This is a genomic window from Novosphingobium cyanobacteriorum (assembly GCF_029436685.1).
Classification (GTDB): domain Bacteria; phylum Pseudomonadota; class Alphaproteobacteria; order Sphingomonadales; family Sphingomonadaceae; genus Novosphingobium; species Novosphingobium cyanobacteriorum.
In genome coordinates, this window is the sequence record NZ_JAROCY010000027.1 from 1 (window position 1) to 22,075 (window position 22,075).

General features: G+C 65.8%; 19 protein-coding genes. 10 read left to right on the forward strand and 9 right to left on the reverse strand.

Features of this window, described 5'->3' with window-relative positions; translation table 11 throughout:
- Positions 1-179: 179 nt before the first annotated feature.
- The 3 genes from POM99_RS19550 (at position 180) to POM99_RS19560 (ending at position 2,354) form a co-directional block, all read left to right on the forward strand.
- Positions 180-578, forward strand: coding sequence for a 2OG-Fe(II) oxygenase (locus POM99_RS19550; protein ID WP_277280408.1), 399 nt, complete (start codon positions 180-182; stop codon positions 576-578).
- A gap of 247 nt (positions 579-825) precedes the next feature.
- On the forward strand, positions 826-1,599 hold the full coding sequence (locus POM99_RS19555) for an enoyl-CoA hydratase (RefSeq protein ID WP_277280371.1): 774 nt from the start codon (positions 826-828) through the stop codon (positions 1,597-1,599).
- 194 nt (positions 1,600-1,793) lie between these two features.
- Positions 1,794-2,354 (forward strand): outer membrane protein, encoded by a 561-nt coding sequence (locus POM99_RS19560; protein WP_277280372.1) that lies wholly within the window; start codon positions 1,794-1,796, stop codon positions 2,352-2,354.
- Positions 2,355-2,622: 268 nt separating this feature from the next.
- Here POM99_RS19560 and POM99_RS19565 read toward each other — a convergent pair whose 3' ends face one another.
- Both POM99_RS19565 and POM99_RS19570 read right to left on the reverse strand, forming a co-directional pair.
- Complete coding sequence (locus POM99_RS19565) at positions 2,623-3,822, reverse strand: exo-beta-N-acetylmuramidase NamZ family protein (protein ID WP_277280373.1); 1,200 nt, start codon at positions 3,820-3,822, stop codon at positions 2,623-2,625.
- Positions 3,819-4,361 carry a DOMON-like domain-containing protein gene (locus POM99_RS19570; RefSeq protein ID WP_277280374.1) on the reverse strand — a complete coding sequence of 181 codons (543 nt, stop codon included), beginning with the start codon at positions 4,359-4,361 and terminating at the stop codon, positions 3,819-3,821. Before POM99_RS19570 ends, POM99_RS19565 begins: the two co-directional genes overlap by 4 nt.
- Before the next feature lie 50 nt (positions 4,362-4,411).
- On the opposite strand from POM99_RS19570, the gene tyrS reads away from it, so the two are divergent.
- The 6 genes from tyrS (at position 4,412) to POM99_RS19600 (ending at position 11,412) form a co-directional block, all read left to right on the forward strand.
- The gene (tyrS, locus tag POM99_RS19575; RefSeq protein WP_277280375.1) at positions 4,412-5,641 is read left to right on the forward strand and encodes a tyrosine--tRNA ligase; all 1,230 of its coding nucleotides are present in this window, start codon (positions 4,412-4,414) and stop codon (positions 5,639-5,641) included.
- Between the two features lie 166 nt (positions 5,642-5,807).
- Complete coding sequence (locus POM99_RS19580) at positions 5,808-6,146, forward strand: PilZ domain-containing protein (RefSeq protein ID WP_277280376.1); 339 nt, start codon at positions 5,808-5,810, stop codon at positions 6,144-6,146.
- Between the two features lie 114 nt (positions 6,147-6,260).
- Entirely contained in the window at positions 6,261-8,420 is a 2,160-nt protein-coding gene (locus POM99_RS19585) for a TonB-dependent receptor (RefSeq protein ID WP_277280377.1), read from the forward strand.
- A gap of 58 nt (positions 8,421-8,478) precedes the next feature.
- A complete protein-coding gene (locus POM99_RS19590) occupies positions 8,479-9,768 on the forward strand; it encodes an MFS transporter (protein ID WP_277280378.1) in 1,290 nt (429 codons plus the stop codon).
- A 25-nt stretch (positions 9,769-9,793) separates the two neighbouring features.
- Positions 9,794-10,711 (forward strand): cysteine synthase A, encoded by a 918-nt coding sequence (gene cysK, locus POM99_RS19595; protein WP_277280379.1) that lies wholly within the window; start codon positions 9,794-9,796, stop codon positions 10,709-10,711.
- On the forward strand, positions 10,708-11,412 hold the full coding sequence (locus POM99_RS19600) for a dienelactone hydrolase family protein (RefSeq protein ID WP_438823031.1): 705 nt from the start codon (positions 10,708-10,710) through the stop codon (positions 11,410-11,412). Before cysK ends, POM99_RS19600 begins: the two co-directional genes overlap by 4 nt.
- Before the next feature lie 31 nt (positions 11,413-11,443).
- Here POM99_RS19600 and POM99_RS19605 read toward each other — a convergent pair whose 3' ends face one another.
- From POM99_RS19605 to POM99_RS19620, 4 genes are all read right to left on the reverse strand, one after another.
- Positions 11,444-13,243, reverse strand: a complete 1,800-nt coding sequence (locus POM99_RS19605) for an acyl-CoA dehydrogenase C-terminal domain-containing protein (RefSeq protein WP_277280381.1) — start codon at positions 13,241-13,243, stop codon at positions 11,444-11,446.
- A gap of 4 nt (positions 13,244-13,247) precedes the next feature.
- Positions 13,248-13,724, reverse strand: a complete 477-nt coding sequence (locus tag POM99_RS19610) for a MerR family transcriptional regulator (RefSeq protein WP_277280382.1) — start codon at positions 13,722-13,724, stop codon at positions 13,248-13,250.
- A 39-nt stretch (positions 13,725-13,763) separates the two neighbouring features.
- Positions 13,764-14,093, reverse strand: coding sequence for a phosphoribosyl-AMP cyclohydrolase (gene hisI, locus POM99_RS19615; RefSeq protein WP_438823032.1), 330 nt, complete (start codon positions 14,091-14,093; stop codon positions 13,764-13,766).
- Positions 14,094-14,530: 437 nt separating this feature from the next.
- Entirely contained in the window at positions 14,531-15,307 is a 777-nt protein-coding gene (locus tag POM99_RS19620) for a ComF family protein (protein WP_277280383.1), read from the reverse strand.
- 136 nt (positions 15,308-15,443) lie between these two features.
- Between POM99_RS19620 and POM99_RS19625 the strand changes: the two genes are divergently transcribed.
- A complete protein-coding gene (locus POM99_RS19625) occupies positions 15,444-16,178 on the forward strand; it encodes a class I SAM-dependent methyltransferase (RefSeq protein WP_277280384.1) in 735 nt (244 codons plus the stop codon).
- Between the two features lie 100 nt (positions 16,179-16,278).
- On the opposite strand, the gene ppdK is transcribed toward POM99_RS19625, so the two are convergent.
- The 3 genes from ppdK to POM99_RS19640 all read right to left on the reverse strand — a co-directional run bounded on the left by ppdK (position 16,279) and on the right by POM99_RS19640 (position 22,020).
- Complete coding sequence (gene ppdK, locus POM99_RS19630; protein ID WP_277280385.1) at positions 16,279-18,942, reverse strand: pyruvate, phosphate dikinase; 2,664 nt, start codon at positions 18,940-18,942, stop codon at positions 16,279-16,281.
- A gap of 67 nt (positions 18,943-19,009) precedes the next feature.
- Complete coding sequence (glyS, locus tag POM99_RS19635) at positions 19,010-21,118, reverse strand: glycine--tRNA ligase subunit beta (RefSeq protein ID WP_277280386.1); 2,109 nt, start codon at positions 21,116-21,118, stop codon at positions 19,010-19,012.
- A complete protein-coding gene (locus POM99_RS19640) occupies positions 21,115-22,020 on the reverse strand; it encodes a glycine--tRNA ligase subunit alpha (RefSeq protein WP_277280387.1) in 906 nt (301 codons plus the stop codon). Before POM99_RS19640 ends, glyS begins: the two co-directional genes overlap by 4 nt.
- Between the last annotated feature and the right edge of the window lie 55 nt (positions 22,021-22,075).

Genomic DNA, 22,075 nt, shown 5'->3' on the forward strand with positions numbered 1-22,075 from the left:
GTAATTGTCGCTCGACGGTTGCTCCTCGCAACAGCAAATGGTAGCCAGAATTCACCAACCGGCGCGGCCACCTATCGGCCATCAAAATTGACGCCGACCGGACACCGTAATCGTCGCGCTACAATCCGCCGCTGGCCGCCATCGCGAACCAGTGGTCGGAGCGTCTTGGCCAGCCGGATATCTGGCCCGCGCACCACGCCACCCTCATCGATCGCTGCCACGCCTTTGGCCAGCCACGCCCCACCCCGCTCCTGCTGCGCTACCGCGCGGGCGACTACAACTGCCTCCACCAGGATCTGTATGGGCCGATCCACTTCCCCCTGCAGGCCGTCGTCATGCTGAGCGCCGAAGGCAGCTACACCGGCGGCGCGCTTACCCTCGTCGAAAACCGGCCCCGGATGCAGAGCCGCGTCGAAGTCGTGCCCATCTGCCAGGGCCAGATCGCGCTGATCCCCGTCCGCGACAAACCCCGCATTGGTGCAACCGGCTGGTCGAAGTCCGCCATGCGACATGGGGTCAGCACCGTCCTGTCCGGCGAACGCCAGACCCTTGGCATCATCTTCCACGATGCAAGCTGACCGCGCCCCCACCGTCCGGATCAATCCTGTTTCCACACAGCAGACCGGTCAGGCCGGCCGGATGCCCGCCCCGCAAGCTGGCAGGGCAGGACGCCGCCATCCGCGAATTCACCCGCAAGCAGCACTAACCGAAACACAACCTTGTGCGGAAGATAACGAAGCCTGGCGGCATAGCCGTCTTGCGTAAGCCTGGATTGGGGGGTGAAACACGCGCAACGCCCCGCGCCACCGCAGAGGACCACGCCCGATGACCGACCCCCTCGTCCTTCACACCCGCACCGGCGGTCGCGTCGATCTCGTGCTCAACCGGGCTGACAAGTTCAACGCCTTGTCCGAAGAGATGCTTGCCACCCTGCGCGGTGAATTTCAGGCGATCGCCAACGATACCTCGGTCCGCGTCGTCGTCCTATCGGGCTCAGGCCGCGCCTTCTGCGCCGGGCATGATCTCGCGCAGATGGCCGGCAAGCGCCGCCTTGATTACTATCGCCAGCTCTTCGGGGATTGCGCCCGCGTGATGGAGGCGATCGTCGCCCTGCCCGTGCCGGTCATCGCCCGCATCCACGGGGTCGCCACCGCAGCCGGCTGCCAGCTCGTCGGCGCCTGCGATCTCGCCATCGCCGCAGACAGCGCGCGCTTCGCCGTCTCGGGCATCAACGTCGGCCTGTTCTGCTCCACCCCTGCTGTCGCGCTCAGCCGCAATGTCTCGGCCAAGCGCGCCTTCGAAATGCTTGTCACCGGCCAGTTCATCAATGCCGCCACCGCGCTTGATTGGGGCCTGATCAACCAATCCGTGCCGGTCGAGGAACTTGACACCGCCATCGACACGCTGGTCCACGCCATTTCCGCCAAAAGCCCTGACGCCATCCGCCGCGGCAAGGCCCTTTTCCACGCCCAGCGCGAAGTTCCCCGTGCACAGGCCTATGCCATGGCTGCCGAAGTCATGGCGCAGAACATGATGGACGAAAACACCGCCGAAGGCATCGAAGCCTTTCTCGAAAAGCGTACGCCGGTGTGGAAGTGATGGCCTGAGCAGCAACTGCGCTCGAACAACAACCGTTTTCGAACCGATCCGGAATATTAAGGCATCCCTTTTTTCTTGCACATCTCGGCGCGGACAATAATGCCCCGCCATTCCAATGACGCGATTGATAGATCGGCATTCGGAATAGCACGTGGCCGTAATCAATTACGGCCCGACCAAGTGAGGGAAATCTAATGTTCAAGTATATCGCCGTCGCTGCGGCTTTCGCCGCCACCCCCGCGTTCGCCCAGGATTCCGGTGCTGCCAAGCTCTCGGGGCTGCGCGTGGAACTGCGCGTCGGCTATGAAACGCCCACCGTCAGCCAGGGTGACGTCTACAAGCTCGGCAACTCGGCCTCGATCGGTGGCGAAGCCGGCTTCGACATTCCGCTGGGCAAGGTCACCGTCGGCCCGTTCGTCAACTATGACTATGCCAGCGCCAAGACCTGCGACACCGGCACCTGTCTCGGTTCGGACGGCAACCTCGCCGCCGGCGGCCGCATCGGCTTCAACGTTGGCAGCAAGGGTCAGGTCTACGGCAAGCTCGGCTACGACCGCTTCCGCCTCAAGGCTTCGCTCGAAGGCTTTTCGGGTGTCCAGAACCTCGATGGCGTGATGGGCGCGATCGGCTACGATCACAACATCACGCGCAACGCCTATGTCGGCATCGAATTCGACTATGCCGATCTCGGCAGCTTCGCCGGCCTGAACTTCCAGCGCCGCCACGTGGCCGTCACCGCCGGCTACCGCTTCTGATCGCGTCGGGTGGCGGCTCCGGCCGCCACCCTTCCGACGACAGGTTGATAACAGACGCGTCTGTCATCAAAAATAGCGTTTTCCTACACCCCCGGCAAAGTGTATAATCAGGGCCTGTTCCTTGAAATCGTCAACAGGCCGCCGATTTCCGCCATTCCTGCACTACGGCAACTGCGCCCGGCTCGCTTTTCGCTCACCTTCGTACCGCTCCGCACTTACCCCCTCGATCGTGTCAACTGTGTCAACCTCGCAAAGCAGGTTGCCCTTTTCAATACAGGCAAAAACGCGCCCGCTCCTCGATCCAGGCCGCCTCGTCCCGCCCGGCCAGGGCTTCCAGGTCGCCCGGCTCGCTGGCCGCATCGTCGACCCATTCGCGCAGCGCCGGACCGCCATTGATCACGTCGATCGCCAGCTTGTCGAACACGTACTCATAGGGAAAATCGCGCCAGATCGGGTAGTCGGGGTAGAGCCGCCGGATGGCCTTGAACGCCAGCGCCTGCAGCCGCCACGGGCGGAAGGCGTGGTGGTCGTAGAAGGCGCCCTCCGCATGGATCATCAGCGCGCTGCACAGGCTCTTCGCATGCTTGTGGAACGTCGGCTCGAACCAGCACTCGCGGATCGCGCAGCCGGCCAGCCACTGCGGGGCGAAGGCGCGCATTTCCGCCAGCACCGCCTTTGCATCAACGTCGGGCGCGCCGAACAGCACTTCCAGCGGGCGGGTGGTGCCCCGCCCCTCGCTCAGCGTCGCGCCCTCGATCATCACCGTGCCGGCATAGGCGCGGGCCATGTTGAGGCTGGCGGCGTTGGGCGACGGATTGATCCAGATGCGGCTTTGCGGCCAGCCCCAGCCCGGCCCGCTTTCCGGCTGCCAACCCTCCATGGTCACGACCCGGTAGTCGACGTCGAGCTTGAAGTGGTCGACGAACCAGCGGCCCATCTCGCCCAGCGTCATCCCGTGGCGCATCGGCATGGGGCCGGCACCGACGAAGCTTTCCCAGCCGGGCAGCAGCGTGGTGCCTTCCACCGGGCGGCCGGCGGGGTTGGGCCGGTCAAGCACCCACACCGCCTTGCCCGTCCCGCTCGCGGCCTCGAGCAGATAGAGCAGCGTGGTGACGAAGGTGTAGATCCGGCAGCCGAGGTCCTGCAGGTCGAACAGGAACACGTCGGCGCTGTCCATCATCCGCGCCGTCGGCCGCCGCACCTCGCCATAGAGGCTGAACACCGGGATGCCATAGGTGGGGTCCAACTCGTCCGCCGTCTCGACCATGTTGTCCTGCTTGTCGCCCTTCAGCCCGTGCTGCGGCCCGAAGGCGGAGGTCACGTTGACCCCGGCGGCGATCAGCGCGTCAAGCGAGTGGACCAGCCCCTCTGTGGCCGAGGCGGGATGCGCCACCAGCGCGACGCGGCGGCCTTCGAGCGGGGACCTGAGGGCGGGGTCGGCAAGCAGCCGGTCGATACCGAACTTCATGGCGCGCTCGGTGCCGCAAGCCGCGCGGCGAAGCAAGCCTCGTGGTGGAAATCGGGCCGGTCCTCCCGGTGGGCGATGGCCCAGTATGACTTGCGCCCGCCCTCCTCCTCGATCACCGCGGTCAGCCCGTAAGCCCACGGCAGCGGCGGCAGCGCGGCGGCGGGGATCGCGGCGTCGAAGATCAGCACCGACTGCCCGCGCCGCGCCGTGCAGACCGGATCGCGCGACACTGGCCGGTCCGCCATCCCCTCCCGGTAACCGGTGAAGTCATAGGCCGCCCAGCGTTCCGAAGGCGACAGGTTGAACTCGGCGTAGCCCTCGCCACCATCGGGCCGGAGGAACAGTTCGAAGCAGGTGGCCTGCCACAGCCCGTTCGCCCGCCCCTTGCCCGCCAGCGCCGGCAGGACGAGGGCACCGGCCCCCTCCACCTTCCAGCGCAGCGTCAACCAATTGGCGTCGAGCGACAGCAGGCGGGCGGAAAGGCCGGTCACGCCAAGCGGCGGATGCGCCGGGTGGGACACAAGCTCGAACGTTTCCAACCGCGCCGCTCCATGCTAGGCGCGCCCGCGCTCAACACACGAAGGCCGCCATGACCCAGTACAAGTCCGACCTCCTCCGCCTGCTCGACGAGCGGGGCTACATCCACCAGCTGACCGATGCCGAAGGCCTCGACACGCTGGCGAGCGAGCAGGTCGTGCCGGGTTATATCGGCTTCGACGCCACCGCGCCATCGCTGCACGTGGGATCGCTGGTGCAGATCATGATGCTGCGGCGGCTGCAGCAGGCCGGGCACAAGCCGGTTGTGCTGATGGGCGGCGGCACGACGCGGATCGGCGATCCGACCGGGCGTGACGAGAGCCGCAAGATGCTGACCGACGAGACCATCGCAGCCAACATCGCATCGATCAGGACCGTCTTCGCCAAGCTGCTGACCTTCGGCGATGGCCCGACCGACGCGATCATGGTCAACAACAACGACTGGCTGGGCAAGCTGGGCTACATCGAGCTGCTGCAGGAGGTGGGCACCCACTTCACCGTCAACCGCATGCTGACGTTCGATTCGGTAAAGCTGCGGCTGGACCGGGAACAGCCGATGACGTTCCTGGAATTCAACTACATGATCCTGCAGGGTTATGACTTCCGCCATCTGAACAAGCACAACGCGGTGCGGTTGCAGATGGGCGGGTCCGACCAGTGGGGCAACATCGTCAACGGCATCGAGCTGACCCGCCGCATGGACCAGCGCGAGGTGTTTGGCCTGACGACGCCGCTGCTGACCACCGCCGACGGCAAGAAGATGGGCAAGACCGCGGCAGGCGCTGTGTGGCTGAACGAGGACGCGCTGCCGGCCTGGGACTTCTGGCAATACTGGCGCAACGCCGACGACCGCGACGTGGGCAAGTTCCTGCGCCTGTTCACCGACCTGCCGCTGGACGAGATCGCGCGGCTTGAGGCGCTGCAGGGCAGCGAGATCAATGCCGCCAAGGTGGTGCTGGCCAACGAAGTGACCAGGCTGGTGCGCGGCGAGGAAGCGGCGAAGGCCGCCGAAGCGACCGCGGCGACCACCTTTGCCGGCGGGGGACTCGGGGCCGACCTGCCGACGCTGGAGGTGGCCGAAAGCGAGATCGGGATCATCGATGCGCTGGTCGGACTGGGTTTTGCGGCGAGCCGCGGCGAGGCCAAAAGGCTGGTGGCCGGCGGCGGGGCGCGCGTGGATGGCGAGGCAGTGAGCGACGAGGGCTACCGTATCCAATTGGCAGATAAGGAAATTCGTGTTTCCTCCGGCAAGAAGAAGCACGGCGTTTTGCGCCCAGCCTGATTGAAATGGCGGCAGATTGACGGAATCTTTCTGCCGCCTCAGGCATCGCGACGGCAGGATTCTGCCGCCGACTTTACGAAATAGTAGCGCTTCCCCGCCAAAATGGCTGCTGAACGCACATGGTGTGCATTAACTTTCGGCAAGCCCATTCTGGCAGGGAGGAACGATGCCCGGCGGAGCACAGCTTTCAGTCACCGATCAGCGCCGCGCCGCCCGCCATCCGGTTAACCTGCCGGTGATCGGCGAGCACCGCCGGCTGGGTGACGTGATGCTGACCATCACCAACCTTTCGGCCAACGGCTTCATGATCCAGGGGCAGATCGAACTTGGCCGGGGCGAGCGGGTGACCGTGCGCCTGCCCCAGATCGGCCGGATCGAAGCCTTCCTGGTATGGAACGCCGATGACCGCGCGGGCTTCCAGTTCGAGCGGATCATCCGCCAGGACGATTTCATGAAGCTGCTGCGCAGCCTGCAGCCCAATTCGCGACTGCGCCCGGCGCGATGACCCCATGAATGGCCGACTGCCATCCTTGTTCGCCCTGCCCCATTTAGGTATTGATATATTATATCATCGCAGTATGGACGCAGCCGGGACGCTGATCGACATACGGGTGCGAAATTGAACAAGACATTGCTGAGCAAGGCTTTCCTCGCGACGGGCTGCGGCCTGGCCGCCATGGCGCTTTCAACCGGGCCCGCATACGCCGACGCCGCTGCGCCAACGCCGGATGCAGCCGACGCCGCAAGCGGCCCTGCCCGCACGGCGCAGCAGGACGATGACCACCTGACCCACACCGACGATGGCGGGCATGAGCCGATCATCGTGACCGGACGCCTGATTTCGGGCGACCATGACGCCATCGTGGCGCCAGTGGTGCTTTCGGGCGAAGCACTGGCGCGCAATGCATCGCCGCAGATCGGCACGCTGCTGGCCAAGCTGCCGGGCGTTTCGACCAGCGGCTTTGCGCCCGGCGCATCGCGGCCGGTGCTGCGCGGCTTTGACGGGCCGCGCGTGCAGGTGCTGAACAACGGGCTGGGTTCGCTCGACGCTTCGTCGGTCTCGGCCGACCATGGCGTGGCGATCGATTCCCTGACCCTGGACCGGGTGGACGTGCTGCACGGACCCGAGGTGCTGCTGTACGCCACCGATCCGGCAGGCGGCGCAGTGAACGCGGTGGACCGTCGTATCCCGCGCACCGTCCCGACCGACGGCTATGATTTCAACGGTCTTGCCAGCTATGGTTCGGCAGCGGATTCGGTGAATCTTGGCGGGGCGGCGGAGATCGCGCTGGGCGAGCGGTTCGCAGCGCACTTCGATGCATCGTACAATCATGCGAACGACCTGCGGGTGGGTGGAAACGTGCTTTCCCCCCAATTGCGCGATCGCACACTGGCACAGGCCGCCGACCTGATCGACCAGGGCGACCCGTTGGGCGCAGCGGACCTGACGCGGCAAGCCGATGCCCGCGGCCGACTGAAAAATTCGTGGGCGCATGGCTATACCCTGGGTGCAGGCCTCGCCTTCATCGATGACGGCGGCACGCTGGGCCTGTCGGTTCAGCGGCTGGCCAGCGATTATGGCATTCCGGCGCGCCCGGCGGTGGGTGACAGCGATCCGGTTTCGATCTCGCTGCGGCAGACGCGGTATGACCTGCACGGCAGCGTGAACCTTTCCGGCCTGTTTGACCGGCTGGACCTGCGCGCGGCCTATGGCGATTATACGCATGCGGAACTGGATGCCGGTGTTCCCGAGACCCGGTTCTACAACTCGGCCATCGAATCCCGGCTGGAACTGGTGCAGGCGAAGCGCGGCGGCTGGCGGGGTGAAAGCGGCATCCAGTTTGGCACGCGCAACTTCCGCGTTGTGGGCGACGAACGATTGGTGCCGGATTCGGTGACCGACCGGTTCGCGGTATTCACGCGCCAGCAGTATTCGTTCGGCCAGTTCGATCTGGAGGGCAGCGCCCGTTACGAGCGCACGAGCGTGCAGCCCAAGCCCAGCGGCACGCGGACCTTCAATCAGTACGCCGGGGGCTTCGGGTTTGCCTGGCATCCGATGGAGAGCCTGACCGCGAGCGTATCTTTCACCCATGGCGAACGTGCGCCGAGCGCAGAGGAGCTGTTCATTGACGGCATCCATGACGCGACGCAGTCCTACGAACGCGGCAACCCGGCGTTCGTGAAGGAACGCAGCAACACCGTGGAAGCGGGTCTTCGCTATCACGACAGCCGCCTGGCGGCGGCGGTGACGGCCTATGCCACCGATTTCGACGACTTCATCGCGCCGGTTCCGACGGGTGAACTGATCGAAGGATACCCGGTATTCCAGTACATCCAGGCGCCGGCCAAATTCCGCGGCATTGAAGCCGAAGGCAGCGTGATTGCGGCGGAATGGGGCGGTGGAAACTCGCTGTCGTTCACGGCGGGTGCGGACTATGTGCGTGCGCAATTGACCGGCATCGGCCCTGCCCCGCGCATCCCGCCGCTGCGCGTGCGCGGCGGAAGCGAACTGACGGTGGGGGACTGGAGCCTCTCCGCCGACGTGGTGCACAATTCCCGGCAGGGCCGCGTTGCGGCCAACGAATTTCCGGTGGGCGCATTCACGCTGGTGAACGCAGGGCTGACTTGGCGGCCGATGGGCAGGAAGGGGCCGATTGCCCTGATCCTTTCGGGAGACAACCTGACGAACGTGAACGGGCGACTGGCGACCAGCGAAACGCGCGATTTCGTGCCGATTGCCGGGCGCGACGTGAAGCTGACACTGTCTGTGAAGATTTGATCCGCAATCAAGTTTTGCTTGCTTGGCAAAGGGCGGCGAAGTTGCCATTCGACGCGGCGTGACCAGTTCGCCTGCAAATTTCACCGCCCAGCCGACCAGCCCCTTGCAGATCGCGGACTATCGGCGGTTCCTGGTTGCGCGGTTCGCCTCTGTGTTCGCGACCAACGGCATGGTCATCGTGCTGGGATACCAGCTCTATGACCACGCGCGGACGCATTATGGCATGTCGATCAGCGAAGCGGCGTTCCAGCTGGGCCTGCTGGGCTTGGCGCAGTTTCTGCCACTGTTCCTGCTGACCCCGGTTGCGGGGGTCGTGGCGGACCGGTTCGACCGGCGGCTCGTGACCGGATTGGCCCTATTGCTGGACCTGAGCATTGCGCTGACGCTGGCAATCATGACGCAGGCGGGCATTTCCAGCCTGCCGGTGCTGTTCCTGCTGGGCGCGTTGCATGGCACCGCGCGCGTCTTCATCGGACCGGCTTCCTCATCCATTGCGCCCAACGTGGTGCCGGCCGCGCTGATGCCGCGTGCGGTGGCGGTCAATTCGATAGCCTGGCAGATCGGCAGCGTGGCAGGACCATCGCTGGCAGGCGTCCTTTTCGCTGTGGAGCGCAGCCTGCCGTACTGGGTTTCGGTGGTATTCCTTGCGGTGGCGGCATTGAATGCGCTGCGTATCCGCCCGCTTCCTCCACCACCAGGCAACCGCGACATACACCCGCTGCGCCAGATAAGCGATGGGCTCTCGTTCGTGTGGAACGATCGCTTCCTGCTGGGCTGCGTGACGCTGGACCTGTTTGCCGTGCTGCTGGGCGGGGCGACGGCGCTGTTGCCGGTCTATGCGCGCGACATCCTGACCTGGAACGGGCACCCCGTGGGATCGTATGGCCTGGGCGTGATGCGGGCGATGCCGGGGCTTGGCGCGGCACTGGTGGCGCTGGTGCTGGCGAGGAAGCCCATCACCGACGATGTGGGCGTGAAGATGCTGCTGGCGGTGGCGCTGTTTGGCGCAGCGACGATCGGCTTCGGCCTTTCGCGCAGCTTTCCGCTGTCGCTGCTGATGCTGGCGACCTTGGGTGGGGGTGACATGATTTCCGTGTTCATCCGCAACACGCTGGTGCAGCTGCACACGCCCGATGCCGTGCGCGGGCGCGTCTCGTCGATCTCGGGCCTGGCGATCTCGGCCTCGAACGAACTGGGCGAGATGCAATCGGGCGTGACGGCGGCGCTGCTGGGCGCGACAGGCGCGGTTGTTTTTGGCGGCGTGGGTGCGATAGTCGTCACCGCGCTGTGGGCGGTGTGGTTCCCGGAACTGCGCCGCGTGAAGACCTTTGCAGCGAAGTACAACTGAAGCTCAACACCAAGGAGCAAGCGACATGAAAGCGGATTCCATTCTCGCCACCATCGGCAACACGCCGCATGTTCGCCTCTCGCGCCTGTTTCCCGACCACGAGGTATGGGTGAAGAGCGAACGCACCAATCCCGGCGGCTCGATCAAGGATCGTATTGCGCTGGCCATGATCGAAGCGGCCGAAGCCGACGGCAGCCTGAAGCCGGGCGGCACGATCGTGGAGCCGACATCGGGCAACACCGGCATCGGCCTGGCCATGGTGGCAGCGGTCAAGGGCTACAAGCTGGTGCTGGTGATGCCGGATTCGATGTCGATCGAACGGCGGCGGCTGATGCTGGCCTATGGCGCGACGTTCGACCTCACCCCGCGCGAAAAGGGCATGAAGGGCGCGATCGCGCGGGCGCAGGAGATCGTGGACAGCACGCCGGGCGCGTGGATGCCGCAGCAGTTCGACAACCCGGCCAACGTGGCGGTGCACGTGCGCACCACGGCACAGGAAATCCTGAAGGACTTTGCCGATACGCCGATCGATGCGCTGATCACGGGCGTGGGCACGGGCGGGCACCTGACCGGGTGCGCCGAGGAACTGAAGAAGACCTGGCCGGCAATGAAGGCCTGGGCGGTGGAGCCGACGCTTTCGCCGGTGATCTCTGGCGGGCAGCCGGCGCCGCACCCGATCCAGGGCATCGGCGCGGGGTTCATCCCGGGCAACCTGCACACCCAGTCCATCGACGGGGCGATCCAGGTCGATCCGGCCGATGCCAAGGAATGGGCGCGCCGCTCGGCCCGTGAGGAAGGGCTGCTCGTCGGGATATCCAGCGGGGCAACGCTGGCGGCGATTTCGCAGAAGCTGAAGGACCTTCCCGCCGGAAGCCGCGTGCTCGGCTTCAACTATGACACCGGCGAGCGATATCTGTCAGTACCGGACTTCCTGCCGGAGTGAGCGCGGTGACACTGGACCGCATCGACCATGCCGATGGCGACGTTGCGCTGGTCGGGCATCTTGCCCGGCCGGTGACTGCGCCGCGCGGCGCGATCCTGATCCTGCCGACGATCGCCAACTTCAATCCGCCGATGGCGCGACGCGCGCAGATGCTGGCCGATGCCGGGCTCGTCGCGATGGTCGCGGACTTCTATGGCGAGGAGGTGCGCGACTTCGATCATGCGCGGGCGCTGGCCGGGCCTTTGCGGGAGACCGCGGAAGGATACCGGCGGCGGTTGCATGCAGGGCTGGATGCGCTGGCCAGGGCGGCGCCGGGGCTGCGGCTGGGCGCGATCGGGTTCTGCATGGGCGGGCAGGCGGCGCTGGAACTGGCGCGCGACGGGGCGCCGGTGGAGCTGGCGGCGAGCTTTCACGGACTGCTGGACACGAAGGCCCCGGCGGATAAGCCCATCGGCGCGCGCATCCTGGTCTGCCACGGCGATGCCGATCCGATGGTGCCGCGTGAGCAGGTGCTGGCGTTCTGGCAGGAGATGGATGCGGTGGGGGCCAACTGGCACTTCCACAGCTATTCCGGGGTGAAGCACGGTTTCACCGATCCGGGCAGCGATGCGCGGGGGATGGCGGCGATCGGCTATGACGCGAGCGCCGACCGGCAGAGCTGGGCGGCGCTGAACGGGCTTCTGGACGAAGTGTTCGGATAGAGGAAGGGGGCCTTGCGGCCCCCTTCGCGCATCAGGCGGCGAACGCTTCGGGCGAGAGCGCCATGATGGTGTCTGCCCCGGCCTCGATCTCGCGCCGCAGCGCACCGGCCTGCGGGGCGAAGCGCGCGGCCCAGTGGCGGGCGCAGGCGAGCTTGGCTTCGTAGAACGGCACTTCGTCGGTCCCCTTGGCCAGTGCGGCGGCGGCGACCTTTGCCATGCGCAGCCACATCAGACCGGTGGAGGCGATGCCCGTCAGCGTCATGAAGGGATAGGCGCCGGCGCCGAGGTTGTTGGGGTTGGTCATCGCGTTCTGCATGAACCACATCACGCTGGCCTTGAGCTCGCCATTCACCCTGGCAAGCTTTTCGGCAACGAGCGTGGCCACCGGATCATCCCCCGCGGCGGCGCATTCGGCATCGATCAGCGCAAACAGGCGCTGGATGGCACGGCCGCCGTTCATGGCAAGCTTGCGCCCGGCAAGGTCCATCGCCTGCACGCCGTTGGCACCTTCATAGATCATGGCGATGCGCGCATCGCGCACGAACTGATCCATGCCGTTTTCGATGATGTAGCCGTGGCCGCCCCAGACCTGCTGCATGTCGGTGGCGACCTTGTAGCCCATGTCGGTGCCATAGCCCTTGATCACCGGGGTGAGCAGGCCGATCAGGTCATCGGCAGCCTGGCGCTCCTCTTCGGTTTCGGCCGCGTGGGCAAGGTCAACCTGCAGCGCGCCCCAGGTGCAGAGCGCGCGCATGCCGCCGATGAAGGTCTTCGCGTCCATCAGCATGCGGCGCACATCGGGGTGGACGATCAGCGGATCGGCCTTCTGCTGGGGCTCTGCCGGGCCGGTGAGGGCGCGACCCTGACGGCGTTCCAGCGCATAGGCGAGGCCGTTCTGGTAAGCGGCTTCGGCCTGGCCCAGCCCCTGGATGCCCACGCCGAGGCGCGCGGCGTTCATCATGATGAACATGGCCGCGAGGCCCTTGTTCTCCTCGCCCACCAGCCAGCCCTTGGCACCATCGTAGTTCATCACGCAGGTGGCGTTGCCGTGGATGCCCATCTTGTGTTCGATCGAACCGACCGACACGGCGTTGCGATCGCCCAGCGAACCATCATCGTTGACCAGCACCTTGGGCACGATGAACAGCGAGATACCCTTGGACGATTCGGGCGCGCCCGGCGTCTTGGCGAGCACGAGGTGGATGATGTTCTCGGTCAGGTCGTTGTCTCCTGCCGAAATGAAGATCTTGGTGCCGGTGATGGCATAGCTGCCGTCAGCCTGCGGCTCGGCGCGGGTGCGGATCAGGCCGAGATCGGTGCCGCAGTGCGGCTCGGTGAGGTTCATGGTGCCGAGCCATTCGCCGCTGACCATCTTGGGCAGGTACTTGGCCTGCTGATCCGGCGAGCCCTTCACCAGGATGGAGGAGATCGCGCCGTTGGCGAGGCCGGGATACATCGCGAAGGCCTGGTTGGCGCTGCCCATGTATTCCTCAAGCACGAAGCTGATCGCATGGGGCAGCCCCTGCCCGCCGAACTGTTCGGGAGCGGACAGCGTGGGCCAGCCGCCTTCGACATACTGGCGATAGGCGTCCTTGAATCCGGTGGGGGTGGTGACGCTGCCATCGGCGTGGCGCGTGCAACCTTCGCGATCCCCCACCTGGTTGAGCGGAGCGACGACTTCACCGACGAAGCGCCCTGCTTCCTCGATCACCGCGTCGGTGAGGTCGGTACTGACCGAGGCGAAACCGGGCAGGTGTGCATAGGATTGAAGATCGATCAGTTCGTTGATCATGAAGCGGGTGTCGCGCGTGGGCGCGTTCCAGACGGGCATTTCCTTACTCCTTGGTCGCGTCGGGGTCGCGCCCCTCGGCCTTTTCGCGGTCGACGAGCAGGTCCACGAAGCTGGACAGCTCGGCAATGGTGGCGGCAATATCGGCCTGCTGCTGCTTGAGCGTGTCAATCCGTTCGCGGCACTTGGCGATGGTGACGCGGCGCTGTTCGACACGGCCATCGCCGAGATCGTAGAGATCGATCATGTCGCGGATGTCGGACAGGCTGAAACCGACGTTCTTGGCGCGCATGATCCACGCGAGCCGGGCGCGGTCCCGCTTTGAATAGATGCGCGAAAGGCCGACCCGGGTAGGCGCGATCAGACCTTCGTCTTCATAGAACCGCAGCGCGCGCGCGGTTACACCGAACTCGGCCGACAGGTCCGAGATCGTGAACTGTTCACGCGCCAGCGCATCCGGCTGATGGATATGGGCGGTGTGCGGCCCTTCGGCCTCGGCAACAGAGAGGTTTGACGTCGACATGGGACGCCAAGCTATCTAACCTTTACGTAAGCGTCAACCTTAGATCCGCTCGAGCGTGCCCTCCGGCGTCATCCGGCGGAAGAAGCAGGTAGGCGCCATCGTATGGCAGGCTGGCCCCGCCGGCTCCACCCGCAGTTCCAGCGCATCCTGATCGCAATCGACGCGTATCTCGATCACCTTGAGCACGTGGCCCGAGCTTTCTCCCTTCATCCACAGCCGACCGCGCGAGCGCGAATGGAAGTGGGCGAATCCGGTTTCGCGCGTCCTGGCTATGGCTTCGGCATCCATGTGGGCGAGCATGAGCAGTGCGCCGGTCTGGTGATCGACGGCAACGGCGGTGACGAGCCCTGCCGAATCGAACTTCGGCATGAACACAGCGCCCTGTTCGCGCTGCTGCGTTTCGGAATCGGAGGCGGAAATGATGATAACCTTTCGCAAAGTGTGTCGCGTTCGCGCTATTTGTTGCACGATAACCACAGACCCGGCCCAAAATCCATGCCCGCTGAACAATGGGCTTTCCCGCGCCACGGCAATGCCCGAAAGAGACTGCGTGGTTTGAGGGAACCACATTTCTGAACCGCCGCAAGGCGGCGCGAAGCGCCAAAGTTCAGGGTAAGACCGAGGGGCCATCTGCCCGGCCGAACCAGCGGAACGCGGTCGGCGGGCAGATCGGACGGTGAGGGATTTGCGGTAGCAGCTGGGGGGCTGCGCAATTCGAGGCGGAAACGCCCGACCGCACAGAATTTCGTCACGAGAATGCCCGGGACTTCGGTTCCGGGCATTTTCGTTTGTGCTGCATGGATCGTTCAGGCGGCGAGCGACTGCCCTTCCCCGGCCAGTTCGAGCGCTTCATCCAGCACGCGGGCAAAGCAGGTTATGCGAATCCCGCCGACACCGGCCTTGCGCAGCGCCTTGATGCAGGCATTGGTGGTAGCGCCGCTGGTCATCACATCATCGACCAGCAGGACGTTTGCCCCTTCAAGCCGATCCTTGCGGCCTGCATGCGCGGCGATGGCCCCATCGAGCGCCTGAGCGCGCTGGCGACGGTTGAGCCGGCCCAGTGACGGTGTCTGCCGCACACGGACAAGGCCATCCACCAGCACCGGCTGACCGAGCGCTTCGGCAATGCGCCGTGCAAGCAGCGCGGACTGGTTGAAGCCGCGCCGCCACATGCGCCAACGGTGCAGCGGCACCGGGACCACCAGCCATTCGCCCTCCAGCGCAGGAATGCGGGCGAGCATCAACCGTGCGAGCAGTTCCGCCAGCGCAATGCGACGGCCATGCTTGAACGCCAGCACGAGATCGCGCGAGGCTTCATTGTAGAGCGTGGCCGCGGCAATGCCTTCATGCCTGGGGGGATCCATCATGCACGGAGCACAGACGAGCGCAGCCGTGTCTTCCCCATCATGGCGATCCGGAAGGGGCCGCTGGCAACGCGCGCAGCAGGGATCGCCGGGGATGGCGAGGCGGGACCAGCAGGTTACGCAAAGCCCGCCCTGCCGCGCCAGTGGATCGCCGCACAGGGGGCAGCGCGGTGGGAAGACCAGATCGACCAGCGGGGAGAGCAGCGATGACGCGTCCATGCGCAAGGTTGTCAGGCCAAAGGTGGGGCTTGGCAAGAGCGGCGGGGGCGGGCAGGCACGGACCATGGCCAGTGCCCCAACCCAAACTCCGCCGACGATCTTTTCGCAACAACGCCGCGCCGCCATGCGCCGAAGGATGCGCAGTCTGCAACAGCACGCCGATGCCGCGCACTATATCGCCGACGACATGGCCGAGGATGTGCTGGAACGGCTGGCGTTCCTGCGCCACGAACCGGCCAGCGCCCTGCTTGTGGGTGACATGACCGGCGCCGTGGCGGCTGCACTGCGCCGACAAGGGGTTGCTGTCACCCTAGCTGATCCAGCACCGATGGCGGACGAGATCGCACTGGACGAGGAGCAGCCCTATCCCGTTGGCGGGTTTGACCTGATCGCCAGTCTTGGCACGCTGGACACGGTGAACGACCTGCCGGGCGCGCTGGTGCACGTGCGCAAGGCGCTGGCGCCCGGTGGCCTTGCCATCGTGAGCATCGTGGGCGCCGGGAGTGCGAAGGCACTGCGCGAGATCATGCTGGCGGCAGATGGCGAGCGCCCTGCCCCGCGCATCCATCCGATGGTGGACGTGCGCGCCGGGGCGCAATTGATGCAGCGCTGCGGGTTTGCCGATCCGGTGGCGGATTCACGCGCACTGGATGTGGCGTTCCGATCACTTTCGCGCATGGTTGGCGATCTGCGCGAGCAAGGTCTGTCGGCCTGCCTGGAACGAGGTGGCGGGGCGATGAGCAAGGCGGCACTGGCGCGTGCCGAGGCTGCATTCACGGCTGCCGCCGACGCGCAGGGCCGCGTGGTGGAAACGTTCGAAATCCTGACCCTGAGCGGGTGGGCGAAGGCCTTGCGCGCGCCAAAGTTCTGAGGCGGGAGCAGGAGAAACAGGCTCTACCCCTGCCCCTCCCGCCTGCGGGAGGGGAGAAGGAAGGGCCCCTCCCGCCTGCGGGAGGGGCGTTCGAGGAGCGTCAGCCCAGAGCGGCCTGGGCGGCAGCGAGACGGGCGATGGGGACGCGATAGGGGCTGGCCGAGACGTAATCGAGGCCGGTCTTTTCGCAGAATGCGATCGAGGCGGGATCGCCGCCGTGTTCACCGCAGATGCCCAGCTTGAGATGGGGCCGGGTACTGCGGCCACGCTCTGCCGCCAGTTCCACCAGCTGGCCGACGCCTTCGATGTCGAGGCTGACGAAGGGATCGCGCGGGTAGATGCCCTGATCGACATAGGGGTTGAGGAAGCGCGCGGCGTCATCGCGGCTGACGCCCAGTGTCGTCTGGGTCAAATCATTGGTACCAAACGAGAAAAACTTCGCCTCCTCGGCAATCTCGCCCGCCATCAGCGCGGCGCGTGGCAGCTCGATCATCGTGCCGACCATGTATTCGAGCATGCGGCCCTTCTCGGCAAAGACTTCCACGGCCACGCGATCGACCAGCGCGCGCAGGATTTCCAGCTCGCGCCTGGTGGCGACGAGCGGGATCATCACTTCGGGAATCGGTGCATCGCCGCTCTGGTCGGCAACGTCGCAGGCCGCTTCGAAGATTGCCCGCGCCTGCATCTCGTAGATCTCGGGGAAAGTGATGCCGAGGCGGCAGCCGCGATGGCCGAGCATCGGGTTGAATTCGTGCAGTTCGCCCGCGCGGCGCTTCAGATGATCGACGCCGAGGCCGGTGGCTTCGGCCAGTTCGGCGAACTCGGCATCACCATGCGGCAGGAATTCGTGCAGCGGCGGATCGAGCAGGCGGATGGTGACGGGCAGGCCGGCCATGACTTCGAAGATCGACTGGAAGTCGCTGCGCTGTTCGGGCAGCAGCTTGGCAAGGGCCGCCCGACGGCCGGCTTCGTCGTCGGCCAGGATCATCTGGCGCACGGCGGAAATGCGACCGGCTTCGAAGAACATGTGCTCTGTGCGGCACAGACCGATGCCTTCCGCGCCGAACTGGCGGGCGACCTGGCAATCGAGCGGGGTTTCCGCGTTGGTGCGCACCTTCATGCGGCGGTGCTTGTCAGCCCATTCCATCAGCGTGCCGAAATCGCCGACCAGCTCGGGCTCGACGGTGGGCACCTTGCCCGCCATCACATCGCCGTTCGAACCATCGAGGGTGATGACGTCGCCCTCTTTCACCTCGCGGCTGCCGATGCGCGCGGTGCGGGTGGCCATGTCGATCGAAAGCGCCGAGGCGCCCGAAACGCAAGGGCGGCCCATGCCGCGCGCGACCACGGCGGCGTGGCTGGTCATGCCGCCACGCGCGGTGAGGATGCCCTTTGCCGCGTGCATGCCGTGGATGTCTTCGGGGCTGGTCTCGACACGGACAAGGATCACGGCGTCGCCGCGTTCGGCCAGGGTCTGTGCGGTATCGGCATCGAACACCACGGCGCCGCTGGCCGCGCCGGGGCTGGCCGGCAGGCCACGGGCGAGCACGTCACGCTGTGCCTTGGGATCGAGCGTGGGGTGGAGCAGCTGATCGAGCGCCATGGGATCGATGCGGCGGATGGCGGTGGCCTCGTCGATCAGACCCTCGCCCACCATGTCCACCGCCATCTTGAGCGCGGCCTTGGCGGTGCGCTTGCCCGAGCGGGTCTGCAGCATGAACAGCTTGCCCTTCTCGACGGTGAATTCAATGTCCTGCATGTCGCAGTAGTGCTTTTCGAGCAGCTCGAACACGGCGGCGAGTTCGGCATAGGCGCCGGGCATCGCCTCTTCCATCGACAGCGGCTTGGCCCCGGCGCGCTCGCGTGCGGCCTTGGTCAGGTATTGCGGGGTGCGGATGCCGGCAACGACGTCCTCACCTTGGGCATTGACCAGCCATTCGCCGTAGTAGGCCTTCTCGCCCGTGGCGGGATCGCGGGTGAAGGCAACGCCCGTGGCGCTGGTATCGCCCATGTTGCCGAAGACCATGGCCTGCACGTTGACCGCCGTGCCCCAGCCCTGCGGGATGTCGTTCAGCTTGCGGTAGACCTTGGCGCGGTCGCTCTCCCAGCTCTCGAACACGGCGGCGATGGCGCCCCAGAGCTGTTCGTGGACGTCCTGCGGGAACGGGCGACCCAGTTCTTCGGCGACGATCGCCTTGTATTCGCCGACGAGCGCCTGCCAGTGTTCGGCCCCCATCTCCACGTCGTTGAAGAAGCCGTTGTCTTCCTTGGCGATTTCCAGCGCGTCTTCGAAGCGATGGTGATCGAGGCCGAGCACCACGTCGGAATACATCTGGATGAAGCGGCGATAGCTGTCCCACGCGAAGCGGGCGTCGCCGGAACCGGCCGCGAGGCCTGCGACGGTTGCGTCATTGAGGCCGAGGTTGAGCACGGTGTCCATCATGCCCGGCATAGAGACTCTGGCACCCGAGCGGACCGAGACGAGCAGCGGGTTGGCGGCATCGCCAAAGGTGCGGGCGGTGGCGGCTTCGATATGGCTGACACCGCGGGCCACGGCGGCGCGCAGGTCTTCGTCAAAGGTCTTGCCGTTCTCGTTGTAGAGGGCGCAGACTTCGGTGCTGATGGTGAAGCCGGGAGGGACCGGGAGGCCAATGCCCGCCATTTCGGCAAGATTGGCGCCCTTGCCGCCGACGATGGTCTTGTCCTTGGCCCGCGAATCACTGGAAACGGCGCCGCCGCCGAAATGGAATACGTATGCGCTCATCGGCCTGCGAAGCTCCCAGTTATCCTTGGTCCTTAGGGCAGGTCACCCCTGACAAAGGGGGTGAAGCTCAGCCCTCGATACGCGAGAAATCGGCCACCTTGTGCACTGCAGCACGGAACTGGTCAAGCAACCCAAGGCGGTTGCAGCGCTTGTTAGCATCTGCATCATTGACCGTGACACTATCAAAAAAGGCATCGATCGGTTCCCGCAGGGATGCGAGCGCGGCCATTGCAGCGGTGAAATCCTCTGCCGCCACGGCAGCCTCGGCGCGCGGCGCGGCATCGGCCAGCGCGTCCATCAGCGCCTTTTCGGCAGGTTCGGGAGTGTAACCGAGTTCGGGATGCGCGAACTGTGCAGCCACGCCCTTGAACAACGGATCGTCGACCAGCACGAGCGGATCTTCCTCTCCGGTGGGCGGCACAACGCCCTCACCCCGCGCGCCGGCATTCTGGTCGGTCGCCTGCTCCTTCTTGAGGATATTGGCGGCGCGCTTGTAGCCCGCGAGCAGGTTCACGCCATCCTCGGTGCCGACGAAAGCCTGCAGCGCATGGACGCGGGCGAGCAGGCGGACAAGATCGTCCTCGCCGCCGAGCGCGAACACCGCGTCGATCAGGTCATGGCGGACGCCGGCTTCGCGTTGCTGGACCTTTAGGCGGTCGGCGAAGAAGGCGAGCAGATCCCCCTCACCCGCGCTCATGCGCAGGCCGTTTTCGGTGACGAGGCGGATGATGCCAAGGGCAGCGCGACGGAGCGCAAAAGGGTCCTTAGAACCGGTCGGCTTCTCGTCGATTGAGAAGAAGCTTCGCAGCGTATCCAGCTTGTCCGCCAGCGCCACGGCCACAGTCACCGGCGCGGTGGGGACATCGTCGCCCTGCCCCACGGGCTTGTAGTGGTCGCGGATCGCATCGGCGACGGCGTCAGGAAGGCCTTCGGCGCGGGCGTAGTAGCCGCCCATCAGGCCCTGCAGTTCGGGGAATTCGCCGACCATCTCGGTGACGAGATCGGCCTTGCACAGCTCCGCCGCCTGCCGCGCCAGAGCGGGGTCGCAGTTCGGCACGATGCCTTCGCTTGCCAGCCATTCGGCCAGCTTGGCGACGCGCTCCACCTTGTCGGCCACGGTGCCGAGCTTTTCGTGGAAGGTGATTCGTGCCAGCTTCCCGGCCTGCTGCGCCAGCGGGGGCTTCTTGTCCTGTTCCCAGAAGAAGCGTGCATCCGAGAGGCGGGCGGCGAGAACCTTGCGGTTGCCATCGACGATGGCGGCGCCGCCGTCCTTCGCCTCGATGTTCGCCGTACAGACGAAGGCGTTGGCGAGCTTGCCTGCGCCATCGCGGCAGATGAAATACTTCTGGTTCACCCGCGCGGTAAGCTGGATGACTTCGGGCGGGACGGAGAGGAACGCTTCGTCAAAGCGGCCCAGCAGCGGCACCGGCCATTCGGTGAGGCCGGCATTCTCGATCACCAGCCCTTCGTCCTCCACCAGCACGAGGCCGGCGGCTTCGGCGGCGGACTTGGCACGATCGCGCACCATCGCCTCACGCTCGGCGTGATCGACGATCACATGGCAGGCGCGCAGCTTTTCCGCATAGTCCGCCGCGCCGCCGATGGTGATCTCGCCCGCATGGTGGAAGCGGTGGCCGAGCGTGGCGTAGCCCGAGCGGATGCCGCCGATCTCGCATTCGACGAGATCTTCGCCCAGGATGGCGACAATGCCCGAAAGCGGGCGCACCCAGCGCAGCGATTCCGTGCTGATCGAGGCTGCGCCCCAGCGCTGGCTCTTGGGCCAGGGGAAGGCGCGGATGATCGCGGGGATCGCCTGCGCGAGCACATCGCGGGTGGCGCGGCCGGGCTTTTCGGTGATGGCGAACCAAACGCCGTCGCGTTCGGTCAGCTGGTCCTTCGAAAGGCCGGTCTTGCGCAGGAAGCCTTCCAGCGCCTGTTCGGGCGCGCTGGTGCGCGGGCCCTTCACTTCCTCGCTCACCGCCTCGGTCGCCAGTGGCAGGGCGCGGGCGATCAGCGCAAGGCGGCGCGGGGTGGACCAGACGGAGACCTCGCCCGCCTTGAGCCCGGCGGCGTCCAGTTCCTTGCGGAACAGCTTTTCCAGATCGGCACGCGCGCCGGCCTGCATGCGTGCAGGAATTTCCTCGCAGCGCAGTTCGAGAAGGAAATCTGCACTCATGCCGCCCACTCCGGATACTTTGCGGCCCATTCGTCCTTGAACTTCGCCATGTAGGCCTCGCACGATCCGCGGGCGAGATCGCGCACGCGGCCCATGTAGCTGGCGCGTTCCTGAACGCTGATCACGCCGCGCGCCTGCAGCAGGTTGAACAGGTGGCTGGCCTCGATCGCCTGTTCATAGGCGGCAATGGGCACGTCGGCAGCCAGACTGCGCTTGCACTCTTCCTCGGCGCGGCGGAAGCCTTCGAACAGGCTGTCGGTATCGGCAACCTCGAAGTTCCACTTCGACATCTGCCGTTCGTTTTCCAGGAACACATCGCCATAGGAGACGCCCGCGTTGTTGAAGCGCAGGTCATAGACGTTGTCGACGCCCTGGATGTACATGGCGAGGCGCTCAAGGCCGTAGGTCAGTTCGCCCGCCACGGGCTTGCAATCAAAGCCGCCCATCTGCTGGAAATAGGTGAACTGCGTCACCTCCATCCCGTCGCACCACACTTCCCAGCCGAGGCCCCACGCGCCGAGTGTGGGCGATTCCCAATCGTCTTCCACAAAGCGGATATCATGGACCAGCGGATCGATGCCGATTTCCACCAGCGACTGCAGATAGAGCTCCTGCAGGTTCTCCGGGCTCGGCTTCAGGATCACCTGGTATTGGTAGTAGTGCTGCAGGCGGTTGGGGTTTTCGCCATAGCGACCGTCGGTGGGGCGGCGGCAGGGCTGGACGAAGGCCGCATTCCACGGCTCCGGCCCAAGCGCGCGCAGCGTGGTGGCGGTGTGGAACGTGCCAGCGCCCATGCGCATGTCATAGGGCTGGAGGATCAGGCAGCCCTGCTCGCTCCAGAAGGCGTGGAGGCGCAGGATCATGTCCTGCAGGCTCATCGTCTTGTCGGTCTGTTCGGCCATGCGCGGCCTTTGGCCGATGGACGGCGGCAAATCAACCTTTGCGCGGGGACGATTG